The 24,222-nt window shown below is 62.7% G+C and carries 18 protein-coding genes and 2 pseudogenes; 5 read left to right on the top strand and 15 right to left on the bottom strand.

Features of this window, described 5'->3' with window-relative positions:
- Window positions 1-36 precede the first annotated feature (36 nt).
- The 3 genes from ampE to QQ992_RS04330 all read right to left on the bottom strand — a co-directional run bounded on the left by ampE (window position 37) and on the right by QQ992_RS04330 (window position 3,681).
- A complete protein-coding gene (gene ampE / locus QQ992_RS04340) occupies window positions 37-867 on the bottom strand; it encodes a regulatory signaling modulator protein AmpE (RefSeq protein ID WP_198748874.1) in 831 nt (276 codons plus the stop codon).
- A complete protein-coding gene (gene ampD / locus QQ992_RS04335) occupies window positions 864-1,436 on the bottom strand; it encodes a 1,6-anhydro-N-acetylmuramyl-L-alanine amidase AmpD (RefSeq protein WP_286112340.1) in 573 nt (190 codons plus the stop codon). The genes ampE and ampD overlap by 4 nt, the downstream gene beginning before the upstream one ends.
- An 88-nt stretch (window positions 1,437-1,524) precedes the next feature.
- Window positions 1,525-3,681 carry a DUF1631 domain-containing protein gene (locus tag QQ992_RS04330; RefSeq protein ID WP_286112339.1) on the bottom strand — a complete coding sequence of 719 codons (2,157 nt, stop codon included), beginning with the start codon at window positions 3,679-3,681 and terminating at the stop codon, window positions 1,525-1,527.
- A 243-nt stretch (window positions 3,682-3,924) separates the two neighbouring features.
- Between QQ992_RS04330 and nadC the strand changes: the two genes are divergently transcribed.
- Entirely contained in the window at window positions 3,925-4,773 is an 849-nt protein-coding gene (nadC, locus tag QQ992_RS04325; RefSeq protein WP_286112338.1) for a carboxylating nicotinate-nucleotide diphosphorylase, read from the top strand.
- Window positions 4,774-4,832: 59 nt separating this feature from the next.
- On the opposite strand, the gene trxB is transcribed toward nadC, so the two are convergent.
- Window positions 4,833-5,795, bottom strand: coding sequence for a thioredoxin-disulfide reductase (trxB, locus tag QQ992_RS04320; RefSeq protein ID WP_003247318.1), 963 nt, complete (start codon window positions 5,793-5,795; stop codon window positions 4,833-4,835).
- Window positions 5,796-6,126: 331 nt separating this feature from the next.
- On the opposite strand from trxB, the gene cysZ reads away from it, so the two are divergent.
- Window positions 6,127-6,855, top strand: a complete 729-nt coding sequence (gene cysZ, locus QQ992_RS04315; RefSeq protein WP_286112337.1) for a sulfate transporter CysZ — start codon at window positions 6,127-6,129, stop codon at window positions 6,853-6,855.
- Between the two features lie 40 nt (window positions 6,856-6,895).
- Here cysZ and QQ992_RS28045 read toward each other — a convergent pair.
- Both QQ992_RS28045 and QQ992_RS28040 read right to left on the bottom strand, forming a co-directional pair.
- Window positions 6,896-7,312: pseudogene (locus QQ992_RS28045) on the bottom strand (methyl-accepting chemotaxis protein); the annotation flags it as partial.
- Between the two features lie 171 nt (window positions 7,313-7,483).
- Window positions 7,484-8,083: pseudogene (locus QQ992_RS28040) on the bottom strand (PAS domain-containing protein); the annotation flags it as partial.
- Between the two features lie 307 nt (window positions 8,084-8,390).
- Between QQ992_RS28040 and QQ992_RS04305 the strand changes: the two are divergent.
- On the top strand, window positions 8,391-9,581 hold the full coding sequence (locus QQ992_RS04305) for a glycosyltransferase family 4 protein (RefSeq protein WP_286112334.1): 1,191 nt from the start codon (window positions 8,391-8,393) through the stop codon (window positions 9,579-9,581).
- Window positions 9,582-9,836: 255 nt separating this feature from the next.
- Here the strand turns inward: QQ992_RS04305 and QQ992_RS04300 are convergent, their stop codons facing one another.
- Together QQ992_RS04300 and QQ992_RS04295 are read right to left on the bottom strand one after the other, a co-directional pair.
- Window positions 9,837-10,319, bottom strand: coding sequence for a glutathione peroxidase (locus tag QQ992_RS04300; RefSeq protein WP_105945654.1), 483 nt, complete (start codon window positions 10,317-10,319; stop codon window positions 9,837-9,839).
- A gap of 145 nt (window positions 10,320-10,464) precedes the next feature.
- Complete coding sequence (locus QQ992_RS04295; protein WP_003259610.1) at window positions 10,465-10,950, bottom strand: FKBP-type peptidyl-prolyl cis-trans isomerase; 486 nt, start codon at window positions 10,948-10,950, stop codon at window positions 10,465-10,467.
- On the opposite strand from QQ992_RS04295, the gene QQ992_RS04290 reads away from it, so the two are divergent.
- Complete coding sequence (locus QQ992_RS04290; RefSeq protein WP_025754816.1) at window positions 10,949-11,251, top strand: DUF3565 domain-containing protein; 303 nt, start codon at window positions 10,949-10,951, stop codon at window positions 11,249-11,251. The genes QQ992_RS04295 and QQ992_RS04290 overlap by 2 nt on opposite strands.
- Window positions 11,252-11,282: 31 nt before the next feature.
- Window positions 11,283-13,370 (top strand): phosphate acetyltransferase, encoded by a 2,088-nt coding sequence (gene pta / locus QQ992_RS04285; RefSeq protein WP_119368846.1) that lies wholly within the window; start codon window positions 11,283-11,285, stop codon window positions 13,368-13,370.
- 34 nt (window positions 13,371-13,404) lie between these two features.
- Here pta and QQ992_RS04280 read toward each other — a convergent pair whose 3' ends face one another.
- The 7 genes from QQ992_RS04280 to QQ992_RS04250 all read right to left on the bottom strand — a co-directional run bounded on the left by QQ992_RS04280 (window position 13,405) and on the right by QQ992_RS04250 (window position 23,911).
- Window positions 13,405-14,127 carry a YiaD family glycine zipper/OmpA-like lipoprotein gene (locus tag QQ992_RS04280; RefSeq protein WP_016501466.1) on the bottom strand — a complete coding sequence of 241 codons (723 nt, stop codon included), beginning with the start codon at window positions 14,125-14,127 and terminating at the stop codon, window positions 13,405-13,407.
- A gap of 109 nt (window positions 14,128-14,236) precedes the next feature.
- Entirely contained in the window at window positions 14,237-14,881 is a 645-nt protein-coding gene (locus tag QQ992_RS04275; protein WP_286112331.1) for an MBL fold metallo-hydrolase, read from the bottom strand.
- 333 nt (window positions 14,882-15,214) lie between these two features.
- Window positions 15,215-15,907 (bottom strand): sensor histidine kinase, encoded by a 693-nt coding sequence (locus QQ992_RS04270; RefSeq protein WP_016713275.1) that lies wholly within the window; start codon window positions 15,905-15,907, stop codon window positions 15,215-15,217.
- Entirely contained in the window at window positions 15,904-17,511 is a 1,608-nt protein-coding gene (locus QQ992_RS04265; protein WP_286112330.1) for a tetratricopeptide repeat-containing response regulator, read from the bottom strand. The genes QQ992_RS04270 and QQ992_RS04265 overlap by 4 nt, the downstream gene beginning before the upstream one ends.
- A 159-nt stretch (window positions 17,512-17,670) precedes the next feature.
- Window positions 17,671-20,388, bottom strand: a complete 2,718-nt coding sequence (locus QQ992_RS04260) for a winged helix-turn-helix domain-containing protein (protein WP_286112328.1) — start codon at window positions 20,386-20,388, stop codon at window positions 17,671-17,673.
- A 261-nt stretch (window positions 20,389-20,649) separates the two neighbouring features.
- The gene (locus QQ992_RS04255; RefSeq protein ID WP_286112327.1) at window positions 20,650-22,014 is read right to left on the bottom strand and encodes a DUF1329 domain-containing protein; all 1,365 of its coding nucleotides are present in this window, start codon (window positions 22,012-22,014) and stop codon (window positions 20,650-20,652) included.
- Between the two features lie 25 nt (window positions 22,015-22,039).
- Complete coding sequence (locus QQ992_RS04250; RefSeq protein ID WP_286112325.1) at window positions 22,040-23,911, bottom strand: DUF1302 domain-containing protein; 1,872 nt, start codon at window positions 23,909-23,911, stop codon at window positions 22,040-22,042.
- Window positions 23,912-24,222 lie beyond the last annotated feature (311 nt).

Raw genomic sequence — 24,222 nt, 5'->3', positions numbered from 1 at the left:
AAGGCCGCTCCTACAGGGTACGCACCTGGCTTAAGATCAAACCAACACCGTCCACAGCGCAAACCCGGCATACCACAACACCGCACAACGCAGCAGCAGCTCCCACAGGCTGTCCAGCCGCCCCAACCCACGCTGGCTGTCTTCTTCCTCGGGAATATCGTCGGCAATGCGCCCGACACGGGCCACCAGGTGCGCGGCACTGATGTGCCAGTTGAGCACCTCGTGCAACATCACCCGGGTGACCGAGAGGAAGTTACCCACCAGGGCAAAGCTCAACGCCAGTACCCGCACCGGCAGCCAGTCCATGATGTGCCGCAGCTGTTCGGCCCGCGCCTTCAGCGCAGGCTGCTTGCTGTGCTCGCCGCACAGCGCCAGCAGGCGATAAGCCAGCGCCGCCCCAGGCCCCAGCACGAAATACCAGAAGATCACCGCGAAAAAGCCCTGGTACACCTGCCACAGCAGGTTGCCCTGCACCCTTACCAGCAAGCTGTGCGGCTCGTCGGCGGCCAGGCCCAGGTCACGCTCTGCAACATGCAGCGCCGCCTGGTCATCACCGCGCCGCCAGGCATCGCGGAACGGCCCAAGCGAGGCCTTGGCATCACCACGGCCCAGGCTATAGACCAGCACCAGCAGGTGCACCGGCAAGGCCAGCAACCCATATGCCACCGGCTCCAGCACATGCAGCAGCAACACCAGCAGCATTACCGGTGCCAGCACCAGAATGGCCAGCGTCCACCAAGGGTGTACCTTGCCGCTGCGCTCCAGGCGCACCAGTTCGCCAAGGAAGAACCCGTCGCGCTGCACACGGTGGCGCAGGGCCGAGAACTTCTCGACCCACAATGCCAGCAACAACACCAGAAAACTCATGCCTTGTCCTCGTTGTGCAACAACGCTTCGCGGTAGCGCGGCCAATCGAAGGACGGGCCGGGGTCGGTCTTGCGTTGTGGAGCAATGTCGCTGTGGCCCTGAATGCGGCCCAGGTCGATGGCCGGCCAGGCGCTACGAATGTGCCGGGTAAGCCGTTCCAGCACGGCGTACTGGGCATCGGTGTAGGCTAGGTCGTCAGTGCCTTCCAGTTCGATTCCGATGGAGAAATCGTTGCAGCCTTCACGCCCGTCGAAACGCGAAACGCCAGCGTGCCAGGCGCGATCGAGCAAGGACACGAACTGGGTCACCGCCCCGTCACGCTCGACGAACAGGTGCGCCGACACGGTCAGGTGCTTGATGCTGTCGAAGTAAGGATGCTCATCGGGGTCCAGGCGATTCTGGAAAAACTGCTGCACCTTGCCGGTGCCGAAACAGGCTGGCGGCAGGCTGATGTTGTGAATCACCAGCAGGGAAATCGATTCGCCTTCAGGGCGGGCATTGAAGTTCGGCGAAGGGCAGTGGGTGATTCCGGTTCCGTGAAACCAGCCAGTGGCACGGTCCAATTGCATGGGGCAGATCCTGAAAACGCCGTGAACAGGTCAACAGTATGCCCTGCGCTCAACACCGTTTGCATGTGAATGATTGTAATGTTGCCGCCTACTGCACCCAAGGTTGCCGCAACCCATCGAGCACCGCCTCCAGCGCCCGCTCGAACAACAAACCGTCATCCAGCATCCGTACGTCCCCTCGGTGCAGTGCCTGGGCCAGGGCGGTGCTGTTCCACTCACGCACTTTCATGCCGGTACGGTTGGCGAATACCAGCCTGTCGTTACTGCCGACGTGCGCCACCAGTTTGCAACGCAGCGGTTCGCCGTCATCCATGACTTCAACCCAGCTGCCGATGCGCAAGCGCTGCACGTGCTGCAGCGTTGCCGCCTGCTCATCGGCAAATTGCAGCGGTGCACAGGCCGGTTCTTCGGCCATCGCCAGCACGATGCCCTCGTCCACCAGCACTTCGGCGAAGGGCTTGTCATGGCCAGCCGGTAGCTCAGTGCCCGCACAGGCATGCAGGTGCAACTGCTCCAGTTGCAGGAAGAACTCTCGGGTTGCTGCCGAATCCAGCGCCACGCTGGCCAGGCCATCGCGCAGCGCCTTGAGCAGGCCCGGCACCTGCTGCAAGAGTGCTTGCGGCTCATGCCCCGGGGTGATGCTGCCCAGTAGCGCATCCACAGTCTGCAGGGCATCGCGCCAGCCCTGGGAGGCCTCACCCTGCTTCAGCCAGGCCAACTGCAGTACCTGGCTCCAGGCTTGCACCAGCATCTGCACCACCACCAGGGGCAATACCCGACCGCGCAGGCGATGGTTGAGCACCAGCTGCACCTGGTGCCGCGCCTGCAAGGCACGGGCACGCCCCTCTTCGGCGTCGCGGGTGCGCTGTTCAAGCAGCTCGTTGCGCCGCCGTTCCTCCTGGTTGGATGCAAGAAACTCATCGAGAAGCTCGGCAAACAGGCCAGCATCTTCGGCAAAATCATTGAGCAGGCGCTGGACTGTGCTTTCTACCCGCAGGTGAAGGCTGTCACGCAGGCCTGCGCTGCCGCACTCCCAGCCAATGGCCGCGCCCGCAATCTCGTTGATCAGCCGGCGCCCAGGGTGGCTGGCCCGGCTGAACAGCCCCTTGTCCAGCAAGGCTACCTTGAGCAAGGGAATATGCAGGCGCACAAGCAGTGCGCGCAGGCTGGCGGGCAGGTTGTCATCACGCTGAATGAAGGCAAACACAAGGCCGACCAGGTTGATCACGTCCTCATCGTCCACGGCGATGCGCCGGCGCGTGCCGCTGCGCACACTGACCCGCAACAGCAGTTGCTCAAGCTGCTGGCCGAGCTCGAAGTCATCTGCCTCGTGAGTTGCGGGTACATAGTGTTGCAAGTGCGACAGCAAACGAATCAGGTCGGCCGTGCTGATCGGCTGGGCAGCAGCCACCGCCTGCAATCGCGGTGCGAACTGCCCGCGCAGCGGGGCCAGCAAGGTTTGCAATGAGGCGAAATACGCTTGCCCTGCCGCATCTGCCCCAACGTCCTGGCCTTGGCTCAACGGCCCTCGTCGTGTGCGCAAGCGCCTGTCTTCGGCGCGCCGGCGCGGTGCCGGCTGTAACTCCGGCAGTACACCGGCTGCGGCCAATAGCTGGTTGGCGTCGGCATAGAGGATGTCGGCATCACGCAGCACATAGCGTTCGAACAGCTTGAGCAGCACCAGCTTGACCCGTAAACCAACCCCCAGGTTGCGCCCGGCGTCCAGGAAGTACCCGCACAAAGCGGCCGGGCCCAACGGGTTGTGCTGCTCATGCAGGGGGCGATCGAGCAGCGCCTGCAAGCGCAGGCCCAGTTGCTGCAGGCCAATACCATCGCGTGACAGCACCCGCGCAACCATGCCTTCCATGGCCGCAGCCCGTTCCCGTTGGGCTTTGCTCCGCAAACTGCCCGGTTCGGCCAGGTGCGCCAGCGGGTCGGGCTGGCCGATGCGCGCGTAAGTGTCATGGAAGGTATCAAGAAAGCCGCGTTCGATGCTTTTGCGCTTGAGCCTCAGATCACGCATGGCTTCGAAGTACAGATGCTGGTCATAACGGTCGAAGGCCTTGTCAGCCATTTCGAAGAGCGTGTCATCGGCGTTGTCGAACAAGTCCTGCAAGCCTTGGCGCAACTGCAAGGCGGCCTTGTCGCGCACCTGCAGCAGCAATACCGGAAGGCAAGGAAGAGGCGTACGCCCCCCTCGGTCGATGGCAGCCGCCAAGGGCACCACCTTGCCTTCTTTCTGCATCCTGGACTCCTTGCAGGGTGTCTTGCCCGAAAGGGGCTGATGATCGTCAAAGCTATGACGCCAAATACTGGGCGCTATTATCGGTAAAAAATCGCATCGCTGCCAGCGCCGTTTCGCCGACCGGTTAATGACCCGAATGGGCTCGAATTGCTCACAGTGCCCGACCAACGGACATCGCCAAGGCGGCTGTACACACCGGCCCCCTGCCCTATAATCGCGGGCATCTAGCTAGTGGAGCCGAACATGCCGAACCTACGCCTCGCCGACCTGACCGCTGAAATCGAAGCCAATGTGCGCCGTGCACTGTTGGAAGACATCGGCAGTGGCGATATCACCGCGCAGCTGATCCCGGCCGAGCGCCTCGCCAAGGCGACCATCATCACCCGCGAAGACTGCGTGATCGCTGGCACCGCCTGGGTCGACGCCGTGTTTCGTCAGCTCGACCCACGCGTGGCGGTGCACTGGCAGGTGGCGGACGGTGACCGGGCGACCGCCAACCAGCCGCTGTTCCACCTGGAAGGCCCGGCCCGTTCGCTGCTGAGCGGTGAACGCAGTGCGCTGAACTTCCTGCAGATGCTGTCCGGGGTAGCCACCCGTGCGCGCTTCCTGGCCGACCTGGTGGAAGGCACCCAGGTGCGCCTGCTGGACACCCGCAAAACACTGCCGGGCCTGCGCCTGGCGCAGAAGTACGCGGTAACCTGCGGCGGCTGCGACAACCACCGCATCGGCCTGTACGACGCGTTCCTGATCAAGGAAAACCACATCGCTGCCAGCGGCGGCGTGGCCGAAGCCGTAGCCGCGGCGCACCGCATTGCGCCGGGCAAGCCGGTTGAGATCGAAGTGGAAAGCCTGGATGAACTGCGCGAGGCGCTGGCCGCTGGCGCGGACATCATCATGCTTGATGAGCTGAACCTGGACGAAATGCGCGAAGCAGTGCGCATCAACGCGGGCAAGGCCAAGCTGGAGGCCAGCGGTGGGGTCAACGAAACGACCCTGCGTGTGATTGCCGAAACCGGCGTTGACTACATCTCGATTGGTGCCATGACCAAGGATGTGAAGGCGGTCGACCTGTCGATGCGCTTGAGCCTGTAAGCTGATTGCGGGCAATAAAAAACCGGCTTTTCAGCCGGTTTTTTAGGGGTGTTACCCGATCAGAACGAGGCGTTGGCCAGGCCGTCCAGATAACGCTCTACGTCCAGAGCAGCCATGCAGCCAGCACCCGCCGAGGTGATTGCCTGGCGGTAAACGTGGTCTGCCACGTCACCTGCAGCGAACACACCCTCAACGTTGGTGGCAGTAGCGTTGCCTTCACGGCCGCCGTTGACCACCAGGTAGCCGTCTTTCAGGGTCAGCTGGCCTTCGAACAGCGAGGTGTTCGGGGTGTGGCCAATGGCGATGAACACGCCGTCGACCTTGATTTCGTCGCTGCTGCCGTCGTTGTTCTTCAGGCGCGCACCGGTCACGCCCATGTTGTCACCCAGCACTTCGTCCAGGGTGGCGTTGAGCTTGAGCTCGATCTTGCCTTCAGCCACACGAGCGTTCAGCTTGTCGACCAGGATCTTCTCGGCGCGGAAGGTTTCGCGACGGTGTACCAGGGTCACCTTGCTGGCGATGTTGGCCAGGTACAGCGCCTCTTCCACGGCAGTGTTGCCACCGCCAACCACGGCGACCGGCTTGTTGCGGTAGAAGAAACCGTCGCAGGTAGCGCAGGCCGACACGCCCTTGCCCATGAAGGTTTCTTCGGATGGCAGGCCCAGGTAACGGGCGCTGGCACCGGTGGCGATGATCAGTGCGTCGCAGGTGTACTTGCCGCTGTCACCCTGCAGGGTGAACGGCTTGTTGGCCAGGTCGACGGCATTGATGTGGTCGAAGACGATTTCGGTTTCAAAACGCTCGGCGTGCTCTTGCATGCGCTGCATCAGGGCCGGGCCGGTCAGGCCGTGGGGGTCGCCCGGCCAGTTGTCGACTTCGGTGGTGGTGGTCAGCTGGCCACCGGCCTGCATGCCGGTGATCAGCAGCGGCTTGAGGTTGGCGCGGGCAGCATAGACTGCGGCGCTGTAACCGGCAGGGCCGGAACCGAGAATGATGACGCGCGAATGACGTACTTCAGACATGTCGAACTCCTGTCGAGCGGGCCGCACGGGCCGGCATCGGTGTACCGGCTGCGCCAGCTGGAAATTTAAAACGGACCCACGCAGCACTTGGGGAAGGCTACAACGCGCAGGCCCGAAAAGCGGAAAGTTGAGCGCACTGTAGCGAGGTCGCAAAGATTAAGGAAATATCCTTAGACAATCCACCTCATAGGCATCGTCTATGCTGCGATTTCATCGATAAACACGTCCCTGGCGCTTTTGTTACATCCCGTTTCCCGCCCGCAACCCGCCTTTCGTCGGCGCGGCAAACTCGGTAAGGTCAGCGCGTTTTCCTTCTCTGCGGAGTACCTCGATGCAAGCCCCTGTCCTCTCTGGCCCCCAATACCTGCGCGAAGGCCTGAAACTGGTGCTGAGCCCCAACCTGCGGTTGTTCGTGCTGCTGCCGTTGGCGGTCAACCTGCTGCTGTTCGGTGGCCTGATCTACTTCGCCGGCCACCAGTTCGGCCTGTGGCTGGACGCGCTCATGCCAACGCTGCCGGACTGGCTGAGCTTCCTCAGCTACATCCTCTGGCCGCTGTTCGTGGCCTTGCTGGTACTGATGGTGTTCTTCACCTTCACCCTGGTGGCCAACATCATTGCCGCGCCGTTCAACGGCTTTTTGGCGGAAAAGGTCGAGGTGGTGGTGCGCGGCCAGGATAATTTCCCGGCGTTCAGCTGGGGTGAGCTGGTAGCCATGGTGCCACGCACTTTCAGCCGCGAAATGCGCAAGCTGGGCTACTTCCTGCCACGGGCTATTGGCCTGTTCATCCTGTCGTTCATCCCGGTGGTGAACGTGGTGGCCGCACCCCTGTGGCTAATGTTCGGGGTATGGATGATGGCCATCCAGTACATCGACTACCCGGCGGACAACAACAAGATGAGCTGGCAGGACATGCTCGCCTGGCTGCGCAGCAAGCGCTGGCAGAGCCTGGGCTTTGGCGGGATTACCTACCTGGCGCTGATGATCCCCGGGGTGAACGTGCTGATGATGCCGGCGGCGGTGGCGGGGGCTACGTTGTTCTGGGTGCGGGAGCGCAACTGACCCCCGCCCCCATCAGATCAATCCTTGCCTGGCCGGGGCTTCACTGCCCCAACCGGCTGGAAAACTGCCCCACCACATCCACCACACGCTTGGCCCCGTCCTGGATCTCGACAATCACGCTACCCGTCTCGTCAGCCAGTGCCAGCCCCTGCTCGGCCTGGCGCTTGCTGGTGTCGATGATCGCCACCGCCGCCTGCGCCAGTTGCTCGTTCTGCTTCACCACCCGGGCAATTTCCTCGGTGGCGGTGCTGGTGCGCGAAGCCAGTTGACGCACTTCGTCGGCAACCACGGCAAAACCCCGCCCCTGTTCGCCGGCACGGGCCGCCTCGATAGCGGCATTGAGCGCCAGCAGGTTGGTCTGCCCGGCGATGTCGCTGATGGTCTTGATGATGGAACCGATTACCCGCGACTGGGTATCCAGCGCCTGAATGCCCTCGGCCGCCTCCTGCATCGAGGCCTCCAGGCCGCGCATCACGCTGACGGTCTGGGTAACCACATCGGTGGCCTTCTGGGCGCTGACATCGGTACCCAGCGAAGTGTTGTAGGCAACATCTGCTGCCTCGGCCACCGCCTGCTCCTGGTTGACCTGGTCGGTAATCACAGTGGCGAACTTGACCACTTTGTACAGCACGTCATGGGCGTCGAAGATCGGGTTGTACGAGGCCTCCAGCCAGATCACCCGGCCGTGGGCGTCAATGCGCTTGAAGCGCTCGGCAACGTATTCGCCACGGCGCAGCTTGTCCCAGAACGCCTGATAGCCGGCCGAGTTGGCCTCTTCCGGCTCGCAGAACATGCGGTGGTGCTTGCCGCGAATCTGTTCCAGGCGATAGCCGACGGTGGCCAGGAAACGGTCATTGGCAGTGAGGATGGTGCCGTCCAGGTCAAACTCGATAACGGCGGTCGAGCGCATCAACGCCTTGATCAGGCTTTCATGCTCGCGCGAGGTCTCGATGGTGCGGGTGAGGTCGCTGGAATGCAAGGTGAAGTACTTGATACGCCCTTCGCTGTTCTTGACCGGCTGCAGGATCGAGCGCAGCCAGGCTTCCTGGCCATTGCCGCGCAGCAGGCGGAAGGCACCGTTCAGGTGCTCGCCACGGGTGATCGCGCTTTTCATGCGTTGGTAGAAATCCAGCGACTTCACATGCGCGGGGACGATGTCCTCAATGTTGCGTCCAAGCAATTGTTCGGCACGGTAGAGCATCTCGCTCTCGAAGTTGCCGTTGACCATCTCGATCCGTCCCTGGGGGTCGAGTTGAAGTACCAGCATCTCGTTGTCGAGGCTACTCTTGATCTGTTCGATGGACATCAGGTCTTCACGCAGCTGCCGGATTTCTTGCTTGAGCTTGTTGTTGAACATCATCGCTCTCCTGGAGCGCATCACGTAGTCGAATGCATCTGCATCGGCTGCCGCCTGCACCTTCTTGAGTGCCGCACCAGGAAATATTCAAAAAGGCGCAAGCGTCGGCGGTCGGGCGTCATCTGCATGTCACATGGCCGTCACATTGGCGCAATCCAGCAGGCGGAAACTTTTTGTCATGAATACACCCGCCCTACGCATTACCCTGGTCAGCGAAACCTTCCCACCCGAAATCAACGGCGTGGCCAATACCCTTGGCCGCCTCAGCGAAGGGCTGCGCCAACGCGGCCACGACGTCGAGGTGGTACGCCCACGCCAGGCCGGTGAAACACCGGTGCACAACGACCCAAACCTGATGTTGTGTCGTGGCTGGGCCCTGCCCGGCTACCCGGGCTTGCAGTGGGGCGAGGTGTCGATGCACAAACTGATGCGTCGTTGGCGCCGGCAACGCCCGGATGTGCTGTACATCGCAACCGAAGGGCCGCTGGGGCTCAGCGCCCTGCGCGCAGCCCGGCGCCTGGGGGTGGCGGTGGTCAGTGGCTTTCACACCAACTTCCCGCAGTATTCCGGCCAATATGGTCTGGGTTTGCTGGCGCGCCTGCTCACCCACTACCTGCGCTGGTTCCATCGGCGTACCGCGATCACCTTGGTACCTAGCCTCAGCCAGCGCCTGGAGCTTGAGCGCCGCGGCTTCGAACGCCTGGAGCTGCTGGCCCGGGGGGTCGATGCCTGCCTGTTCAACCCGGCCCGGCGCAGCCAGGCGTTGCGTGAGAGCTGGGGGCTAGGCCCGGACGATATCGCCGTGTTGCATGTCGGGCGGCTAGCGGTGGAAAAGAACCTCGGGCTACTGCGCCCGTGCCTTGAGGCATTGCAGAAGACTTATCCACAGAAACGCCTGCGCCTGATCCTGGTGGGTGACGGCCCGCAGCGTTCAGCACTCCAACAGCAGGTGCCGGATGCGGTGTTCTGTGGCGCACAGCGAGGTGAGGCGCTGGCCGAGCACTATGCCAGCGGTGACCTGTTTCTGTTCCCGAGCCTGACCGAAACCTTTGGCAATGTGGTGCTCGAAGCCATGGCTTCGGGGTTGGCTGTGGTCGCTTACGACGAGGCCGCCGCAGCGCAGCATATTCGCCATGGTCACAGCGGCGCGCTGGCGATGCCGGGGGACCAGGCAGCGTTCATCGATGCGGCCTGCTGGTTGCTGGAAGAAGAGGAGACGTTGCGCCGGGTACGGCTGAATGCGCGGCAGCATGCAAGCCGTCAGGGGTGGTCGGCGATTGTCGAGCAGTTTGAGGGGTATCTCTATGGTGCTTGCCAGCAAACCGGTACTGCGACTGGGCGTTCTGCTCAATATGTGCAGCGCCTGTGAGATCGAGCGCCGCCCGCGCGGCGCATCGCGAGCAAGCTCGCTCCTACATTTGTTTCCGGCCAATCAATCCTGTGCCAAATGTGCGCGGCCGCCTTGGCGCATGGCTCGATATCGAAGGGTACCAACAAGACGGTCGCGCGCAGCCATGGCAGGCCTAACTGGCCCGAAACAAATGTAGGAGCGAGCTTGCTCGCGATGCGCCGCGCGGGCGGCGCTCGATCTCAAAGGCGCCGAAGATATCGAGGCAGGCAGTCTTCAAACCAACGCTTTTTCGATAGCCTGCACCACCGCCGGATCATCCGGCGCCGTACGCGGTGAAAAGCGCGCCAGCACCCGCCCATCCTTACCCACCAGAAACTTCTCGAAATTCCAGGTGATGTCGCCCGGAAACTCGGCTCCTTCGCCCGCCAGCAGGCGGTATAGCGAATGGCGCTGCGGCCCGTTGACCTCCAGCTTGCCCCCCAGCGGGAAGCTCACCCCATAGTTGAGGCTGCAAAATTCCTGGATTTCCTTTTCGCTGCCTGGCTCCTGCCCGGCAAACTGGTTGCACGGCAGGCCAAGCACGTTGAAGCCCTTGTCCTTGTAAACCTGGTAGAGATTTTCCAGGGCCTTGTATTGCGGCGTGAGCCCACACTTGGAAGCGACGTTGACCACCAGTACCACTTGGCCCTTGAACGGGGCCAGGGGCAGCTCCCCACCGTTCAACGCGTCCAGTTTCAGGTCGTGAAATGCACTCATGATGACATCCCCTCTCAGGTTCCCGGTTGCCGCGCAGGCAAATTCCGCCCACTAAAAAGGCGCTCGTCCAAACCGTCCACCTCCCGTAGGAAGGCAAATCGGCTTGCCCGAGCGCCTGGCGACTTTCTGAGCTTAGCGCAGAAAATCAGTGGTGATGGCCACCTTCACCGTGGATGTGACGGTGAGCGATTTCTTCGTCGCTGGCGTCACGCACGTTGACAACCTTGACCTGGAAGGTCAGGCGCTGGCCGGCCAGCGGGTGGTTGCCGTCAACGGTGACGTCGTCGCCGTCGATGTCGCGGATGGTGACGATCTGCATCTGGCCGTCCGGCGCCGAAGCGTGGAACTGCATGCCCACTTCCAGCTCGTCGACGCCTTCGAACAGGCTGCGGTTCAGGGTGCTGACCAGTTCGGCCAGGTATTCGCCGTAGGCGTCTTCCGGCTCGATGGAAACGTTCAGTTCGTCACCGGCCTGCTTGCCTTCCAGGGCTTTTTCCAGGCCCGGGATGATGTTGCCGGCACCGTGCAGGTAAACCAGCGGCGCGCCACCGGCGGAGCTGTCGATGGTCTCCCCGGCGTCGTTGGTCAGGGTATAGTCGATGGAGACAGCCTTGTTGGCGGCGATCAGCATGGGGCAAGACCTTTTGCAAAAGAATGTAGAGCGTACAAGTGTAACGAAGCCATCGTCCGATTGCGAACGTGCCGCGGACGAGCAGCGGCCCATCAGTCGGATCACCGGCTTCCACCAGGACGAGGAAGGCCACTGGGTGGCCGAACTGTCCTGTGGCCATACCCAGCACCTGCGCCACCAGCCACCGTGGCAGGCACGCCCCTGGGTGCTCGACCCGGCCCAGCGCGCGCAGCACATCGGCCAGCCTTTCGCATGCGGCTGGTGCGCACAAGGGGCCGATAGCGCTACCCTTGGCCGTTAATTTCTTGCACCGCTTATTTCGAGAAGCACGCATGCAGACATTTTTCATTGCGCCGACCGACTTCGGTGTCGGCCTGACCTCCATCAGCCTGGGCCTGGTGCGCACCCTGGAGCGCGCGGGCCTGAAGGTCGGCTTCTTCAAGCCGATCGCCCAGCCCCACCCGGGTGATACCGGCCCCGAGCGCTCTACCGAACTGGTGGCCCGCACCCATGGCATCAAGCCCCCCGTGCCCCTGAGCCTGGCCCATGTCGAGCGCATGCTCGGTGATGGCCAGCTGGACGAGTTGCTCGAAGAAATCATCCGCCTCTACCAGCAAGCCTGCGTCGGTAATGACGTGGTGGTGGTCGAGGGCATGGTGCCCACCCGCCACGCCAGCTATGCGGCGCGGGTCAACCTGCACCTGGCCAAGAGCCTGGATGCCGAGGTGATCCTGGTGTCGGCCCCGGAAAACGAAGTGCTCAGCGAACTGTCCGGCCGGGTCGAACTGCAGGCCCAGCTGTTCGGCGGCCCACGGGACCCGAAAGTACTCGGTGTCATCCTCAACAAGGTGCGCACCGACGAAAGCATGGCCGACTTCGCCACCCGCCTGCGCGAGCACTCGCCCCTGCTGCGCGGCAACGATTTCCGCCTGCTCGGCTGCATCCCCTACCAGCCTGAATTGAACGCCCCGCGCACCCGCGACGTGGCCGAGCTGCTCGGTGCCCAGGTGCTCAATGCCGGCGACTACGAACAGCGGCGCATGAGCAAGATCATTATTTGCGCGCGTACCGTGGCCAACACGGTGCCGCTGCTGACCTCGGGCACCCTGGTGGTCACCCCGGGCGATCGCGACGACATCATCCTTGCCGTCAGCCTGGCGGCGATCAATGGCGTACCACTGGCCGGGTTGCTGCTGACCAGTGACAGCAAGCCCGACGCGCGCATCCTCGGCCTGTGCCGCGGCGCGCTGCAGGCTGGGCTGCCGATCCTGTCAGTCAGCACCGGCTCGTACGACACCGCCAACCAGCTCAATTCGCTAAACCGCGAAATCCCTGTGGACGACCGCGAGCGCGCCGAGTTCATCACAGACTTTGTCGCCAGCCACCTCGACGCCGCCTGGCTGCACCAACGCTGCGGCACCCCGCGTGAAATGCGCCTGTCGCCAGCGGTGTTCCGCTACCAGTTGATCCAGCGGGCGCAGCAGGCCAACAAGCGTATTGTCCTGCCCGAAGGCGCCGAGCCGTTGCTGGTGCAGGCTGCGGCCATCTGCCAGGCCCGTGGCATTGCCCGCTGCGTGCTGCTGGCCAAGCCCGAGGATGTCGACGCCGTGGCGCGCGCCCAGGGCATTACCCTGCCGCCAGGCCTGGAAATCCTCGATCCCGAGCTGATTCGCGGGCGCTATGTAGAGCCCATGGTCGAGCTGCGCAAGAGCAAGAACCTCAACGCGCCAATGGCCGAGCAGCAACTGGAAGACCCGGTAGTGATCGGCACCATGATGCTGGCCCTGGACGAAGTGGACGGCCTGGTCTCGGGCCTGGTGCACTCCACCGCCAACACCATTCGCCCTGCCCTGCAACTGATCAAGACTGCGCCTGGCTCAAGCCTGGTGTCGTCGGTGTTCTTCATGCTGTTCCCGGAGCAGGTGCTGGTGTACGGCGACTGCGTGATGAACCCGCACCCGAGCGCTGCCGAGTTGGCAGAGATCGCCCGGCAGAGCGCCGAGTCGGCGCAGGCCTTCGGCATCGCGCCACGGGTGGCGATGATCAGTTATTCCAGCGATTCGGCCAGTGATGAAGAAGTGGAGAAAGTGCGCGAAGCGACGCGCTTGGCACAGGATGCAGCGCAGGAGTTGCTGATCGATGGGCCACTGCAGTATGACGCAGCTGCCAACCCGGCAATCGCTCGGGACCTGGCGCCAGGTAGCCCGGTGGCGGGGCGTGCGACGGTGTTCGTGTTCCCCGACCTGAATACCGGCAACACCACGCACAAAGCGGTGCAGCGCAGTGCCGACGGGGTGAGCCTTGGGCCGATGCTACAGGGGTTGCGCAAACCGGTGAACGACCTGCCACGCGGGGCTCAGGTTGACGATATCGTGCATACCATTGCCCTGACGGCGATTCAGGCCAGCGTGACGCGCTAGAGAACAGGGGCCGCTTTGCGGCCCCTGTTATCAATCAAGGATACTGCTGAACCTGGCCTTGCTGCTGGTCATACTGCTGACCCGGAATCGGTTTCAGGTTCACTTCTACCCGGCGGTTCTGCGCACGGCCATTGGCGTCGGCGTTGCTGGCGATCGGCTGGTCCGGGCCCATGCCACGTACCGAGATACGCGAGGCATCCACACCCTGCGAGGTCAGGTAGGTGCTGACCGCCTGCGCACGGCGCTGGGACAGGTCCATGTTGTGCTGGCGGCTGCCGGTGCTGTCGGTGAAACCGACCACTTCGATGGTGTTCTGGTTGAACTGCTTGAACGAACCGGCCAGGTTGTTCAGCGGCGAGTAGAAGCTAGGGGCGATGTTGGCCGAGTCGGTGGCGAAGGTGATGTTGCCCGGCATGATCAGCTTGATCTGGTCACCCTGACGTTGCACTTCCACGCCAGTGTTGGCCATTTGCGCACGCAGCTCTGCTTCCTGCTTGTCGGCATAGTAGCCGTAACCGGCAGCGGCAGCACCCACCGCAGCAGCGCCGATCAGCGCACCCTTGCCACGGTTGTTGTGGTCGATGGCGGCACCGGCGATGGCGCCGGCCAGCGCGCCCAGGCCGCCGTACTTGGCGGTCTTGCTCATCCCCGTGGAGCCCTGCGCCTGACCCTGGTTGTCATAAGGGTTCTGGCCGGCACAGCCGGTCATCAGGGCAGCGGCAGTTGCGACGATAATCAGACGACGCATGGTGAACATGGACAAGCTCCTACTGAAATTCATAAATGCGGCAGATCTCAAAGGGATCTATGCCAGCCTTGGATTGCATCGGCAACGAAAAATTCCATGAAAGTGCCTTCATGTGCCATCAGGCACGTACGAAGGGGTTTTCGCGCATTTCATCGCCCAGCCGAGTATCGGGCCCGTGGCCGGTGACCACGATGGCTTCTTCGTCTAACCGGTAAAGCCGCTCCTTGATGGAACGCACGATTGCCCGCTGGTCCCCACCCCACAAATCGGTGCGGCCAATGCCCCGGCGGAACAGGGTATCGCCGGCAATCAACAGCTTGGCATCGGCGAACCAGAAGCTCATCGAGCCTGGGGTATGGCCTGGCGTATGCAGGGCCACGCCACAGCCGCAGGCCAGCTCTTCATCATCGCCCAGCCAGCGGTCGGGTGACGGCACCGGCGTATAGGGCACGCCGAACATCTGGCACTGCATCTCCAGGTTGTCCCACAGTACCTGGTCGTCCTTGTGCAGGTGCAGGGTGGCGCCGGTCAGCTCCTTGAGCTTGCCCGAAGCCAGGAAGTGATCGAAGTGCGCGTGGGTGTGGATGATGCTTACCAGCGTCAGGCCGTGTGCCTGCAGGCGCGCCAGGATCTTGTCCGGGTCCCCGCCCGGGTCGACGACGATGGCCTTTTTGGTCAAGGGGTCGCCGATCAGCGTGCAGTTGCATTGTAGGGGGCCTACGGGGAAGGTTTCGCGGATGATCGCAGGCGGGGCTTTGGTCATAGTGCTCTCGGTGGCAAAACTGAGGTTTGCTCAGAGCCTGACAGGAAAATGGGGTGGGTGCACGAGGTTCATGCCTTAAGAGCTTTGGCGCTTATGAGATTGAGCGCCGCCCGCGCGGCGCATCGCGAGCAAGCTCGCTCCTACATCTGTTTCGGGCCAGTTATTCCTGAGGCAGAGGCGCGCGGACCTTGGCGTCCACCTCGATATTTTGTGGAATAAACAAGGCGATCGCGTGCGCTGGCGCCGGCGTTACTGGCCCGAAACAGATGTAGGAGCGAGCTTGCTCGCGATGCGCCGCGCGGGCGGCGCTCGATCTCACAGGCGCCACACATCTTAAGGCAGGAACAACCTGAACAGCCCGCCCCCAAGCGCCCCACCATTGGAGATTTCGATCCGCCCACGCACCCCGCCGCTTTCATGCAACGCCGCAATCCGCGCCGCAAAGTACAATCCCAGTCCGGTACTGCCGCTGGTCGAGTCGATGCCCTGGATGTACTCCTCCTGGCGCTCGAGCATATGCTTTGGATAACCTGGGCCGTCATCGTTCACGCAGATGGCCAGCTGGTTGTCGGCCTCTTCGATAGTGATCAGCAAAGCATGCCCGGCATAGCGGGTGGCGTTGGTGATGACGTTGGCGATCACCGAGGCCACCAATTCGCGGTCGAAGAAACCTAGCGGATTGTCGGTGTCGATGCGCCAGGTGGCGAGGATGTCGTTGTGCTTGAGCACTTCCTGGTGCGCCGCCAGCTGGGCTTCGATGAAATCGTCCAGCTCATGGTAGTCCGGGCACACCGGCAGCTGGTTGATACCCAGTTTATAGAGCCCCAGCAGTTGCACGAGCATGCCGTTGAGATGGCGAAACTCATGCTCCATGATGCCCTGCTCGGCACCACCGCGCAGTTCTTCGGGCAGGCGTTCTACCCACTGGTTGTGGGACTGGATCAGCGCCGACAACGAACTCTTGAGGTCGTGCACGGTGGAGGCGATCACCGTGGAAAAGTCCAGCCCCTGATTGTCTTGATTCATGCGCCGAACACTCGGATGTGCAGTTTGCGGTAACGGTCATAGCGATTGTCGCTGGCAGGGATACCGGCCACGCTGGTCAAGGCGTCCTGGCATTCCTGCATGATCGCGGGCTGAGGGTTGTCACCGCCAATACGCAGCAGCGCCTGGGCGGTGTTGAGGGCGATGCTGATGTTCTTCGGCTGCATACCCAGCGCCTTGCGGAACAGTTGCAACGCCTCGCCAAGCTGCCCTCCCTGGTAACTGCGCACCCCCTGGCGATTGAGGGTGACCGCTTCGGTAATGGCGTTGAGCACCGTAGGGTCGTCGGTCAGCTTGCCCACTTTCTCCATGACCTTGGGGTCATCGCCATAACTTTCCACACAGCTTTTCAGCACGCCGATGGCGGCGGCATCCTGCCCCATTGCCTGCAGCTGCGCGGCAACGGTCAGGGCCGAATCGACCGAGAAAAACTGGTTCATCTTGTCCAGGCGCTGGATCGCCTGCTCGGTCAGCTTGGCCGCCGTTTCCGGGTCGCCCGCCTGCTGCAGGCTGGCGGCTTTCATCATCCGCGCGCGCACCTGCAAACCTTGGTCTTCGGGGTTTTCCTTGGCCACTTCGCTGAGCGTGGTGTTGATCTCGACCCGGGTACGGGCGTCCAGGCCGAAGCCTGCATTCTTGCTCATCAGGGCCTGCACCAGGCCCAGGTTGTTTTCGGCATCCTTGTAGCGCGAGCTCTGCCCTTGGTTCACCGCATGACGGAACGCCTTCGACGCGCTCTCGAAGTCTTCGTTTTCCAGCGCCAGCTTGCCCAGTGTCGACTGCCGACGCACCGACAGTGGCGACAGGCGTACCGCCTCTTCCAGCAGGTTTTGCGCACGTCGGGTATCGCCCTGAGCCACCAGCACTTCGGCCATGCCGTCGTAAAGCCCTGGCATGATCGGGAACGCCTTGAGTGCCTGCTCGTACACCCCCTGGGCCTGGGCATTCTGGCCACGCTTGTGCATCAAGGCGCCCAATGCGGCGTACACCCACGGCTGCGGGCGACTGGCCAGGATGGCCTTGAGGAATTTTTCCAGCTCCTCGAAGCGGTTGAGGTTGCGCAAGGCATCGGCCCGGTAGCGCAGGCACAGTGGTGCCAGGCGCGGGTCCTTCTTGCACAGCTCGGCACAAGCCGCCAACACTTCGGCCGGGCGACTGCGGTCCAGGGCCTGCAGAATCGGCTTGAGCAAGGTCTTGCGCTGATACAGCTTCTCGACGCGCTGGGCCAGGCCAACCCGGTTGAACGGTTTGGTCAGGTAGGCATCGGGCTCGTGCTCGATGGCACTGAGGACAATGGCCTGGCTGCTCTCGGCCGTGACCATGATGAACACGCACTCATGGCTGATGTGCTTGTCGATGATCAGGTCTTCGAGCACCTGTTGGCCGTTCTTCTTGCCATCACCCAGGTGAAAATCCTGCAGGATGAAGTCATAGCGCTTCTGCGCGCACATGCGCAACGCCTGCTCGCCGCTGTCAGCGGTGTCCACGTCGCGCACGCCCAACTCGCGCAGCATTGAACGGGTCGACGTGCGAAAGTCGGTAAAGTCGTCGACGATCAGAAAGCTTTTTTGCCCGTACTGCAGCATCAACACGACCTGCCTTGGAATGATTGAAAAATCGCGCGAGGCGATGCCACCGATCGCTGTATCGGCAGCAGGTCGGGAAAGATGAGGGTAGAGCATTGGCGGCCACAAACCATGGCCTCAGGCCATCACTTTAGCGGGCAATGACCTGCAGGGCCAGCATCACGCCAGCAACCCCAGGGATTTGGCCTTGGCCACCGCCTGCGTACGCCGCTCGACGCCCAGCTTGCTGTTGATGTGGCTGGCGTGGGTCTTGACCGTGTGCAGGGAAATGAACAGCCGCTCGCTGATCTGCTGATTGGAGCAACCCTGAGCGATCAGTTCGAGTACAGCCAGCTCACGGCCACTCAACGCCTCGCCGCTGCCCGTGCTGGCGCTGGGCAGCGGTGGCAGGCGCTTGAGCAGTTCGGCCTGAACCGGGCACGTGGCACCTGCCTGCAGTTGCTCGTGAAGCCATTGCGGGTGTTTTTCCAGCAGCGGCTGGAACGGTTGCAGCACACCGCCACGGGCGGCCTCAAGCAAGCCTGGCAGCAACTGCGCGGCCTGCGCTTCGCGGCCTTCGTCCAGCAGCAGGGAGAGCCATTGGCACAGGGCGCTGACGGTAAGCATCATGCCGCCACTGGCCTGCCCGCGCTCGACCAGGCTGGCCAGGCGTTGCACGGCGTCGTCGCCACGTAACTGGATGCGCTCGAGCAGCGCCTGCTGCAGCCCAATGTGCAACGGCAGCAGTGGGTGGAACTCCGGTGCTGCCGCTGGCTGCTCACCGCCGTAGGTCTGGCCCAGGCGCAGCAGCCACGACTCGGCCAGGTCGGTGCGCCCCTGGGCCAGCCAGAGTTCGCATTTGACCAGGGTAATCATGGCCAGGTAGTAGACCGGGGGCACGTCCCAGATATGCATCAGGCGCTCAGCCTCGGCCAGTTCGGCAAAGGCCTCGGCAAAGTGCCCTTCCCGCCCATCGAGGGTGGCGATCACGCAATGGCCGATGAGCACACTGATGTCCCGGCAGGCCCGCGCCTCGCCCAGCCCCGCGCGCAACCGCGCACGGCCCTGGGCAGGCTGCAGGCGCGAAACCAACAGATAGCCTTCGTAAAGCGTCAGGCGTGCGCGCACGGCATACAGCCGCTGTGCCGAAAGCCCTTGCAGGCGTTGCAGCCCTTGGCGCACTTCGTCCAGCGCCCGCAATACTTCGCCACGGGCGTGCAGTACACGCGCCCGGTCGTAATGGGCCAAGGCCTCGAACAACGGGTTGCCGACTCGCTGGGCCAACTCCAGGGCTTCTCGGTTCCAGCCGCGGGCGCGCCAGAAATCACCATCGGCGATGGCCAGGTTGGACAGCGTCGACAGGCACACCAGGCGCTGGCCATAGCGCTTGCCTGGCAGGCTCTGCAGCGCTTCGCCGCAATAGGCCAACGTGCGCTCACGGTCACCCCGGCCTCGGGCAATCACCCCACTCAGCGCCAGCCACTGGGCCAGCATCGACTTTTGCGCGGTCGCCGAAGGTGCGGGCAGGAAGCGGCTGAGGTAGCCGGCAAGCTCCTCGGCCGCGTCCAGCTGGCAAGCCAGGCCCAACGCCCAGCTGTACAGCACGATCAGCCTTGGCGTGCTGATCAGCAGGCTGTCGGGCAAGTCCATCTTCCAGCGCAGCAACATGCCGACGTTCTGTTCGGCCAGCAGTTGCTCCTCGGACAGGCTCTGCACCAGGTCGGCGGCAACATCAAGGTGGCCGGCACGCAAGGCCTGCTCCACGGCTTCGTCCAGCAGGCCCTGGGCTTCGAACCAACGGCTCGCCCGCAAGTGCAAGCCGGCCAGCGGTTCGTTGGCCTGGCGACTGCGCAGCAAGTCGGAGAACAAGTGGTGATAACGGAACCAGTGGCCGTGCTCGTCCAACGGCACCAGAAACACCTGGTGCGCCTGCAGGAAACGCAGGATCTCGGCACTGTCGTGGCGGCCCCGCACGGCATCGCAAAGTTGGGCGCAGAAGCGCTCCTGGCACGCGGTTTCGTACAGGAAGGCCTGCACATCGGCGGGCAGCATGTCGATGACTTCTTCGAGCAGGTAGTCGCGAATCAGCCCTTCGCCACCATGCAGCGCCTGGGGCAAGGCCTGCTCGTCGGCACTGTCGCTGGCCGCCAGCTGCCAGAAACGCAACCCGGCCACCCAGCCATCACTGCGCTGGATAAGGTTGTCCAGGGCCTGGCCACGCAGGCCCGTGGGCTGGCGACCGATTACCGCCAGCGACTCTTCGGCGGTAAGGCGCAAATCCTGTTCGTTCAGCTCGACAAGCTGACGCGACAGCCGCAGGCGCGCCAGGTGCCAGTCCGGGCGCTGGCGACTGGTAACCAGCAACACCAGGCCGGCCGGCAGGTGGTTGAGGAAAAACTGCAGGCAACGGTCAAGTACAGGCCCTTGGGCCAGGTGATAATCATCCAGTACGAGCAGCAAAGGTGTATCCGCTTGCAGGTACAACGCCAGCTCGTCGAGCAGGCCGTCGAGCCACTCTTCAAAGGCGAACGGCTGATGGCGCTGGCGCATTTTCAGCAAGCCCATGGCCTGGCCACCCAAGGCCGGGCAGTATTGCTGCAGCCCTTCGAGCAGGCGCTCAAGGAAGCGGCCTGGGTCTGCATCTCGCTGGCTCAGGCCAAGCCACAGGCTGCGCCAGTGTTCGGGCAGTGCCTCACAAAACTCGATGGCCAGGGAGCTTTTGCCGAAACCCGCCGGGGCGTTGACCAGCAGCAGGCGACCGCCGAGGCCGGTGTACAGACGCTGGCATAGGCGCGGACGCGGCACATGCCCCTCCGGCAGGGGGGGCCGAAAGAAACGCCCGTCCAGCAGGCCCAGGGCCTGGCTGGCGAATCCATGCGTACGGGACAGGTCTGTCATGGCCGGCTCGTTCTGGTTGGAAGACTACGGCGATATGGATGCTTGCGAGACTAGCCGGTAACGCAGCGCATTTGAAGATGATGGGCGCATTTGCCCCGGGAAAGACTGCGACAAAAAGCGACAAGGCTGATGGACAAGGGCTGGGGCGGGGGTTTGGGTGGGTATTCAGCAGGTTTATGGCCCGCGAAGAGGACGGGGACAGGAAAATGGAAACGCCCCGGCAAGCCGGGGCGTTCTGGGGATCACACGGAGTCTTTCAGGTTACCGAATACCCGACTGACGCAGCGCTGCTGGCTGGAAGTCAGCCTTGCTGGCACTGAAGCCAAAGTCGTAGGCACGCTTCTCTTCGTTCTTCATGCCCAAGGCCAGGTAACGACCCGACTGCAGGTCGTAAATGGCCTCCAGGGTGTACCAAGGCACCTCATTGTTGTAATACGGCTGGGAATGAGCTTCGGAAACGCGCCACAGCTGGTTGCGACCGTCGTACTGGTCGATCACCGCCGCTTGCCAGGTGTCTTCGTCGATGTAGAAGTCACGCTTGGCATAGATGTGGCGCTGACCTGGCTTCAGGGTCGCGACCACATGCCACACGCGGCGCAGCTCGTAGCGGGCAAGGTCCTGGTTGATGTGCCCGGCCTTGATGATGTCGGTGTACTTCAGCTTGGGGTCGTCCAGCTTGAAGGCGTTGGAGGCGATGTACAGCTCTTTCTTGCCTTCCAGCTTCCAGTCGTAGCGGTCTGGCGCACCGTTGAACATGTCCAGGTTGTCGGAGGTACGCAAGCCATCGGCAGCGGTACCCGGGCCGTCATACGACACCTGCGGCGCCTGGCGCACACGCCGCTGGCCGGCGTTGTAGATCCACGCCTTGCGCGGTTCCTTCACCTGATCGAGGGTTTCATGCACCAGCAGCACGGTACCGGCCAGGCGCGCAGGTGCGGTCACTTCCTGCTTGAAGTAGAACAGGATGTTGCCCGGGTTGTTCGGGTCGTAATCCTTCATCTTGTCGCGGAAGACGAACTGGTCGGAGAAGTACACCGGGTTGAACGAGCCGTTCTGCTGTGGCGTGGCCTGGGTTACCAGGCGGCTGACACTGCCCCCCCGGTAGCGGGTGATGTGGTTCCAGATCACTTCCAGCCCGCTTTTGGGGATCGGGAACGGCACAGCCGTGCGGAAGTTGTTCAGGCCGTTGCCGCCTTCCACCAGGGTGGTCTTGGTGGCGTTTTCCTTGATGGCCGCAAACACATCGGCCGGGACGGTTGAGCCGCGATGGGTTTTGAATACCGGGATCTTGAAGGTGTCCGGGTAGCGCTTGAGCATGGCCAACTGGCCCGGCGAAAGCTTGTCCTTGTACTGGTCGGCGTTCTGCGCGGTGATGGTGAACAGCGGCTTGTCAGTGCCGTACGGGTCGGACAGGAACCCCTTGGCATCAGCGCTGCCTGCGCTCTTCGACAACGGCTCCCACGGGCCGATCGAACCATCGGCGTTGCCGGCTTTTTCGGCGCCCATCGGGGTCAGGGTACTGCCCAGCTTGGCCGCCTCGTCGGCGGATACCGCAGCCATCACGCTGGTCGCCAGCAGGGACAGGCCCAGTACACCGGCTTGCAGCAGACTTCTGGTCTTGTTCATGTCGTGTCGTCCTGGATCTGTGTGCTTAGAAGTTCACGCCGAAGCTGAGCGCGACGAAGTCACGGTCATCCACAGTGGTGTACTTGCCATCGAAGAAGTTGGTGTACGACAGGCTCGCCGTGTAGGTGTTCTGGTACTCGGCGTCCAGGCCCAGGCTGACCGCCTTGCGGCCCTCCTCGAAGTTGCCGCCAGGGCCTGGCGAGTAGCCGGAGACGTCATGGGACCAGGCCACGCTCGGCTTGAGGTTGACCCCGGCGAACACGTCGTTGTAGTCCCAGATGGCGCGGGCGCGGTAGCCCCAGGAGGTGCTGGTGGTGAAGCCGTCACTGTTGCAGTTGCGCGACAGGTTGGCGGTGGAGCTACCCAGGCCTGAACCGCCGATGGTGGTGCGGTTGAGCGCAGTACACATGTCGCCGGGCAGCTCGCCAGGGCCATACACCGGGTCACGGCCATAGCGTGCCTTGCTGGTGCTTTCCAGGCCACCAACGTGGGTGACGCCGACTTCGCCCACCACCGTAAGACGGCTGGCGCCCATCACTTGGTCGAAGAAGTGGGTGAAAGTTGTCTGGAACTGAGTGATCTCCTTGCGACGGTAGCCGTGCAGGTCTTGCCCAGCAGTACCCTGGAGCACCGAGGCATTGCTGTACTCCTCCAGCGGCGTGACGCCAGCAAACAGAATGTCGGTTGAGTTCAGTTGAACTGGCGCATTAGGGCGATAACTGAGCTCACCGCTCCAAGCTGTACCGGTAGGCAGCGTGGTAGAGAAGCTCAAGCCATAGAGGCGAATGTCTTCCGGATATTCAACGAAGTACTGCGAGTTACCCGCAACGATAAGTGGGCGCAATGCGGACGGCAACGCTGCGACCCGATCGAACACAGCCTGCGAAGCACCGGTGGCACTGAAGATCGGTGCACGGCTGTGATAGTTCATGAAGTACGCACCGAACTCAGTGTCCAGCGGCTCGAACATATAGCGGAACGCAACGCCAAACTGGCCGCTGTCCCGCGCATCGCGATCTGCGCTGCGGCGTACCAGCACGCCTTCTTCGTTGTAGTTTACGCCGGTAGCAGCGAGCAGGCCCTGGACTGCGGGCGGCTGGAGGCCCAGAACCCGGCTGCTGGCCAACACCCGCAGGTTGTCACTGCAACCGTCAGCAATGATGTCCGGTTGCGAGAAGAAGGTGCCGCAGTTGTCGACGACCGTCTGGTCCCATTCGATCTGGTAGAAGGCCTCGGCCGAAAGGTTGTCGGTCAGGCTTTGCGACACATAGAACATGTTGACCGGAATCAGGCCTTCCTTGATTTCGGCCCCTGGGCGCCGGAACGCCGATACGTCGATGGGGTTGATCGAGTTGATGCCGCCGCCGATGAAGGTACTTTCGCCCCAACTCACCACCTGCTTGCCCAGGCGCACCGAGCCTGGCTGATCGCCGATGGAGTAGTTGTGGTACACAAAGGCATCGAGCAGTTCGGCGCCAGACGACTTGGCGCCCTCCTTGCGGTTGGAGTCACTGATGTCCTTGAACTCACGGCTTTCGTCCTTCAGTTCGAAGTCGTACCAGTACTTGCCGCGCACGAACACACCGGTATCGCCGTACTTGAGCTCCAGGTCATGGATGCCCTTGAAGATCTTGGAGAAGGTTTCGCCCTTCTTGAAGTTCAGGTGGCCATCGTCGGAGGTCTGCGACAGGCCCTTGCCGCCGTTGTTGACACCGATCAGGTTCTTGTTGGGGTTGGCCGTCGACCAGCTGGCGCCGATGGAGAGCGAGGAGTCGAACTGGCCTTCGATTTCACCAATGTTGAAGCTGACAGCGAAAGCAGGACTTGCGAGCGTGGAAGCAAGGCTGACGGCCAGGGGCAACTTGGCCCGGCGCCAGAACAGGTTTGCAGATTTCATCGACGCTACTCCATGTACTTTTTTGTTATGGCAGTGAGTCCTTTCAAGAACGGCCCGAGCGACCGGTTTGCAGGTTTGCACCTGCGACGACACGGCTTGCGCGTGTCGCCCTCCCCCATTCCTGAAAATCCCCTGGCCCCGACTATAGCCAGCAAGGCACAGGCGCTTGATCCCTCTAAAGTGTGATTTGCGCTCCATGCCGCCAACTCGCTGCACTGTTGTCCCGGTTGCGGGCTGGCAGTGCTAAAGGATGGCGCATTTCAGCCGTTTGGCAAGGCGTGAAGGCCTCTAGCGTGCGGGTCGCGTTCTGG

This window comes from Pseudomonas kurunegalensis (genome assembly GCF_030291635.1).
GTDB lineage: Bacteria > Pseudomonadota > Gammaproteobacteria > Pseudomonadales > Pseudomonadaceae > Aquipseudomonas > Aquipseudomonas monteilii.
The sequence above is the reverse complement of the archived record's forward strand: the minus strand, read 5'-3'. Positions and strand labels throughout refer to the sequence as shown.

Coding starts and splice junctions, on each gene's coding strand:
- ampE (WP_198748874.1), bottom strand. CDS start 867: ATGAGTTTTCTGGTGTTGTTGCTGGCATTGTGGGTCGAGAAGTTCTCG.
- ampD (WP_286112340.1), bottom strand. CDS start 1,436: ATGCAATTGGACCGTGCCACTGGCTGGTTTCACGGAACCGGAATCACC.
- QQ992_RS04330 (WP_286112339.1), bottom strand. CDS start 3,681: ATGCAGAAAGAAGGCAAGGTGGTGCCCTTGGCGGCTGCCATCGACCGA.
- nadC (WP_286112338.1), top strand. CDS start 3,925: ATGCCGAACCTACGCCTCGCCGACCTGACCGCTGAAATCGAAGCCAAT.
- trxB (WP_003247318.1), bottom strand. CDS start 5,795: ATGTCTGAAGTACGTCATTCGCGCGTCATCATTCTCGGTTCCGGCCCT.
- cysZ (WP_286112337.1), top strand. CDS start 6,127: ATGCAAGCCCCTGTCCTCTCTGGCCCCCAATACCTGCGCGAAGGCCTG.
- QQ992_RS04305 (WP_286112334.1), top strand. CDS start 8,391: ATGAATACACCCGCCCTACGCATTACCCTGGTCAGCGAAACCTTCCCA.
- QQ992_RS04300 (WP_105945654.1), bottom strand. CDS start 10,319: ATGAGTGCATTTCACGACCTGAAACTGGACGCGTTGAACGGTGGGGAG.
- QQ992_RS04290 (WP_025754816.1), top strand. CDS start 10,949: ATGGGGCAAGACCTTTTGCAAAAGAATGTAGAGCGTACAAGTGTAACG.
- QQ992_RS04295 (WP_003259610.1), bottom strand. CDS start 10,950: ATGCTGATCGCCGCCAACAAGGCTGTCTCCATCGACTATACCCTGACC.
- pta (WP_119368846.1), top strand. CDS start 11,283: ATGCAGACATTTTTCATTGCGCCGACCGACTTCGGTGTCGGCCTGACC.
- QQ992_RS04280 (WP_016501466.1), bottom strand. CDS start 14,127: ATGTTCACCATGCGTCGTCTGATTATCGTCGCAACTGCCGCTGCCCTG.
- QQ992_RS04275 (WP_286112331.1), bottom strand. CDS start 14,881: ATGACCAAAGCCCCGCCTGCGATCATCCGCGAAACCTTCCCCGTAGGC.
- QQ992_RS04270 (WP_016713275.1), bottom strand. CDS start 15,907: ATGAATCAAGACAATCAGGGGCTGGACTTTTCCACGGTGATCGCCTCC.
- QQ992_RS04265 (WP_286112330.1), bottom strand. CDS start 17,511: ATGCTGCAGTACGGGCAAAAAAGCTTTCTGATCGTCGACGACTTTACC.
- QQ992_RS04260 (WP_286112328.1), bottom strand. CDS start 20,388: ATGACAGACCTGTCCCGTACGCATGGATTCGCCAGCCAGGCCCTGGGC.
- QQ992_RS04255 (WP_286112327.1), bottom strand. CDS start 22,014: ATGAACAAGACCAGAAGTCTGCTGCAAGCCGGTGTACTGGGCCTGTCC.
- QQ992_RS04250 (WP_286112325.1), bottom strand. CDS start 23,911: ATGAAATCTGCAAACCTGTTCTGGCGCCGGGCCAAGTTGCCCCTGGCC.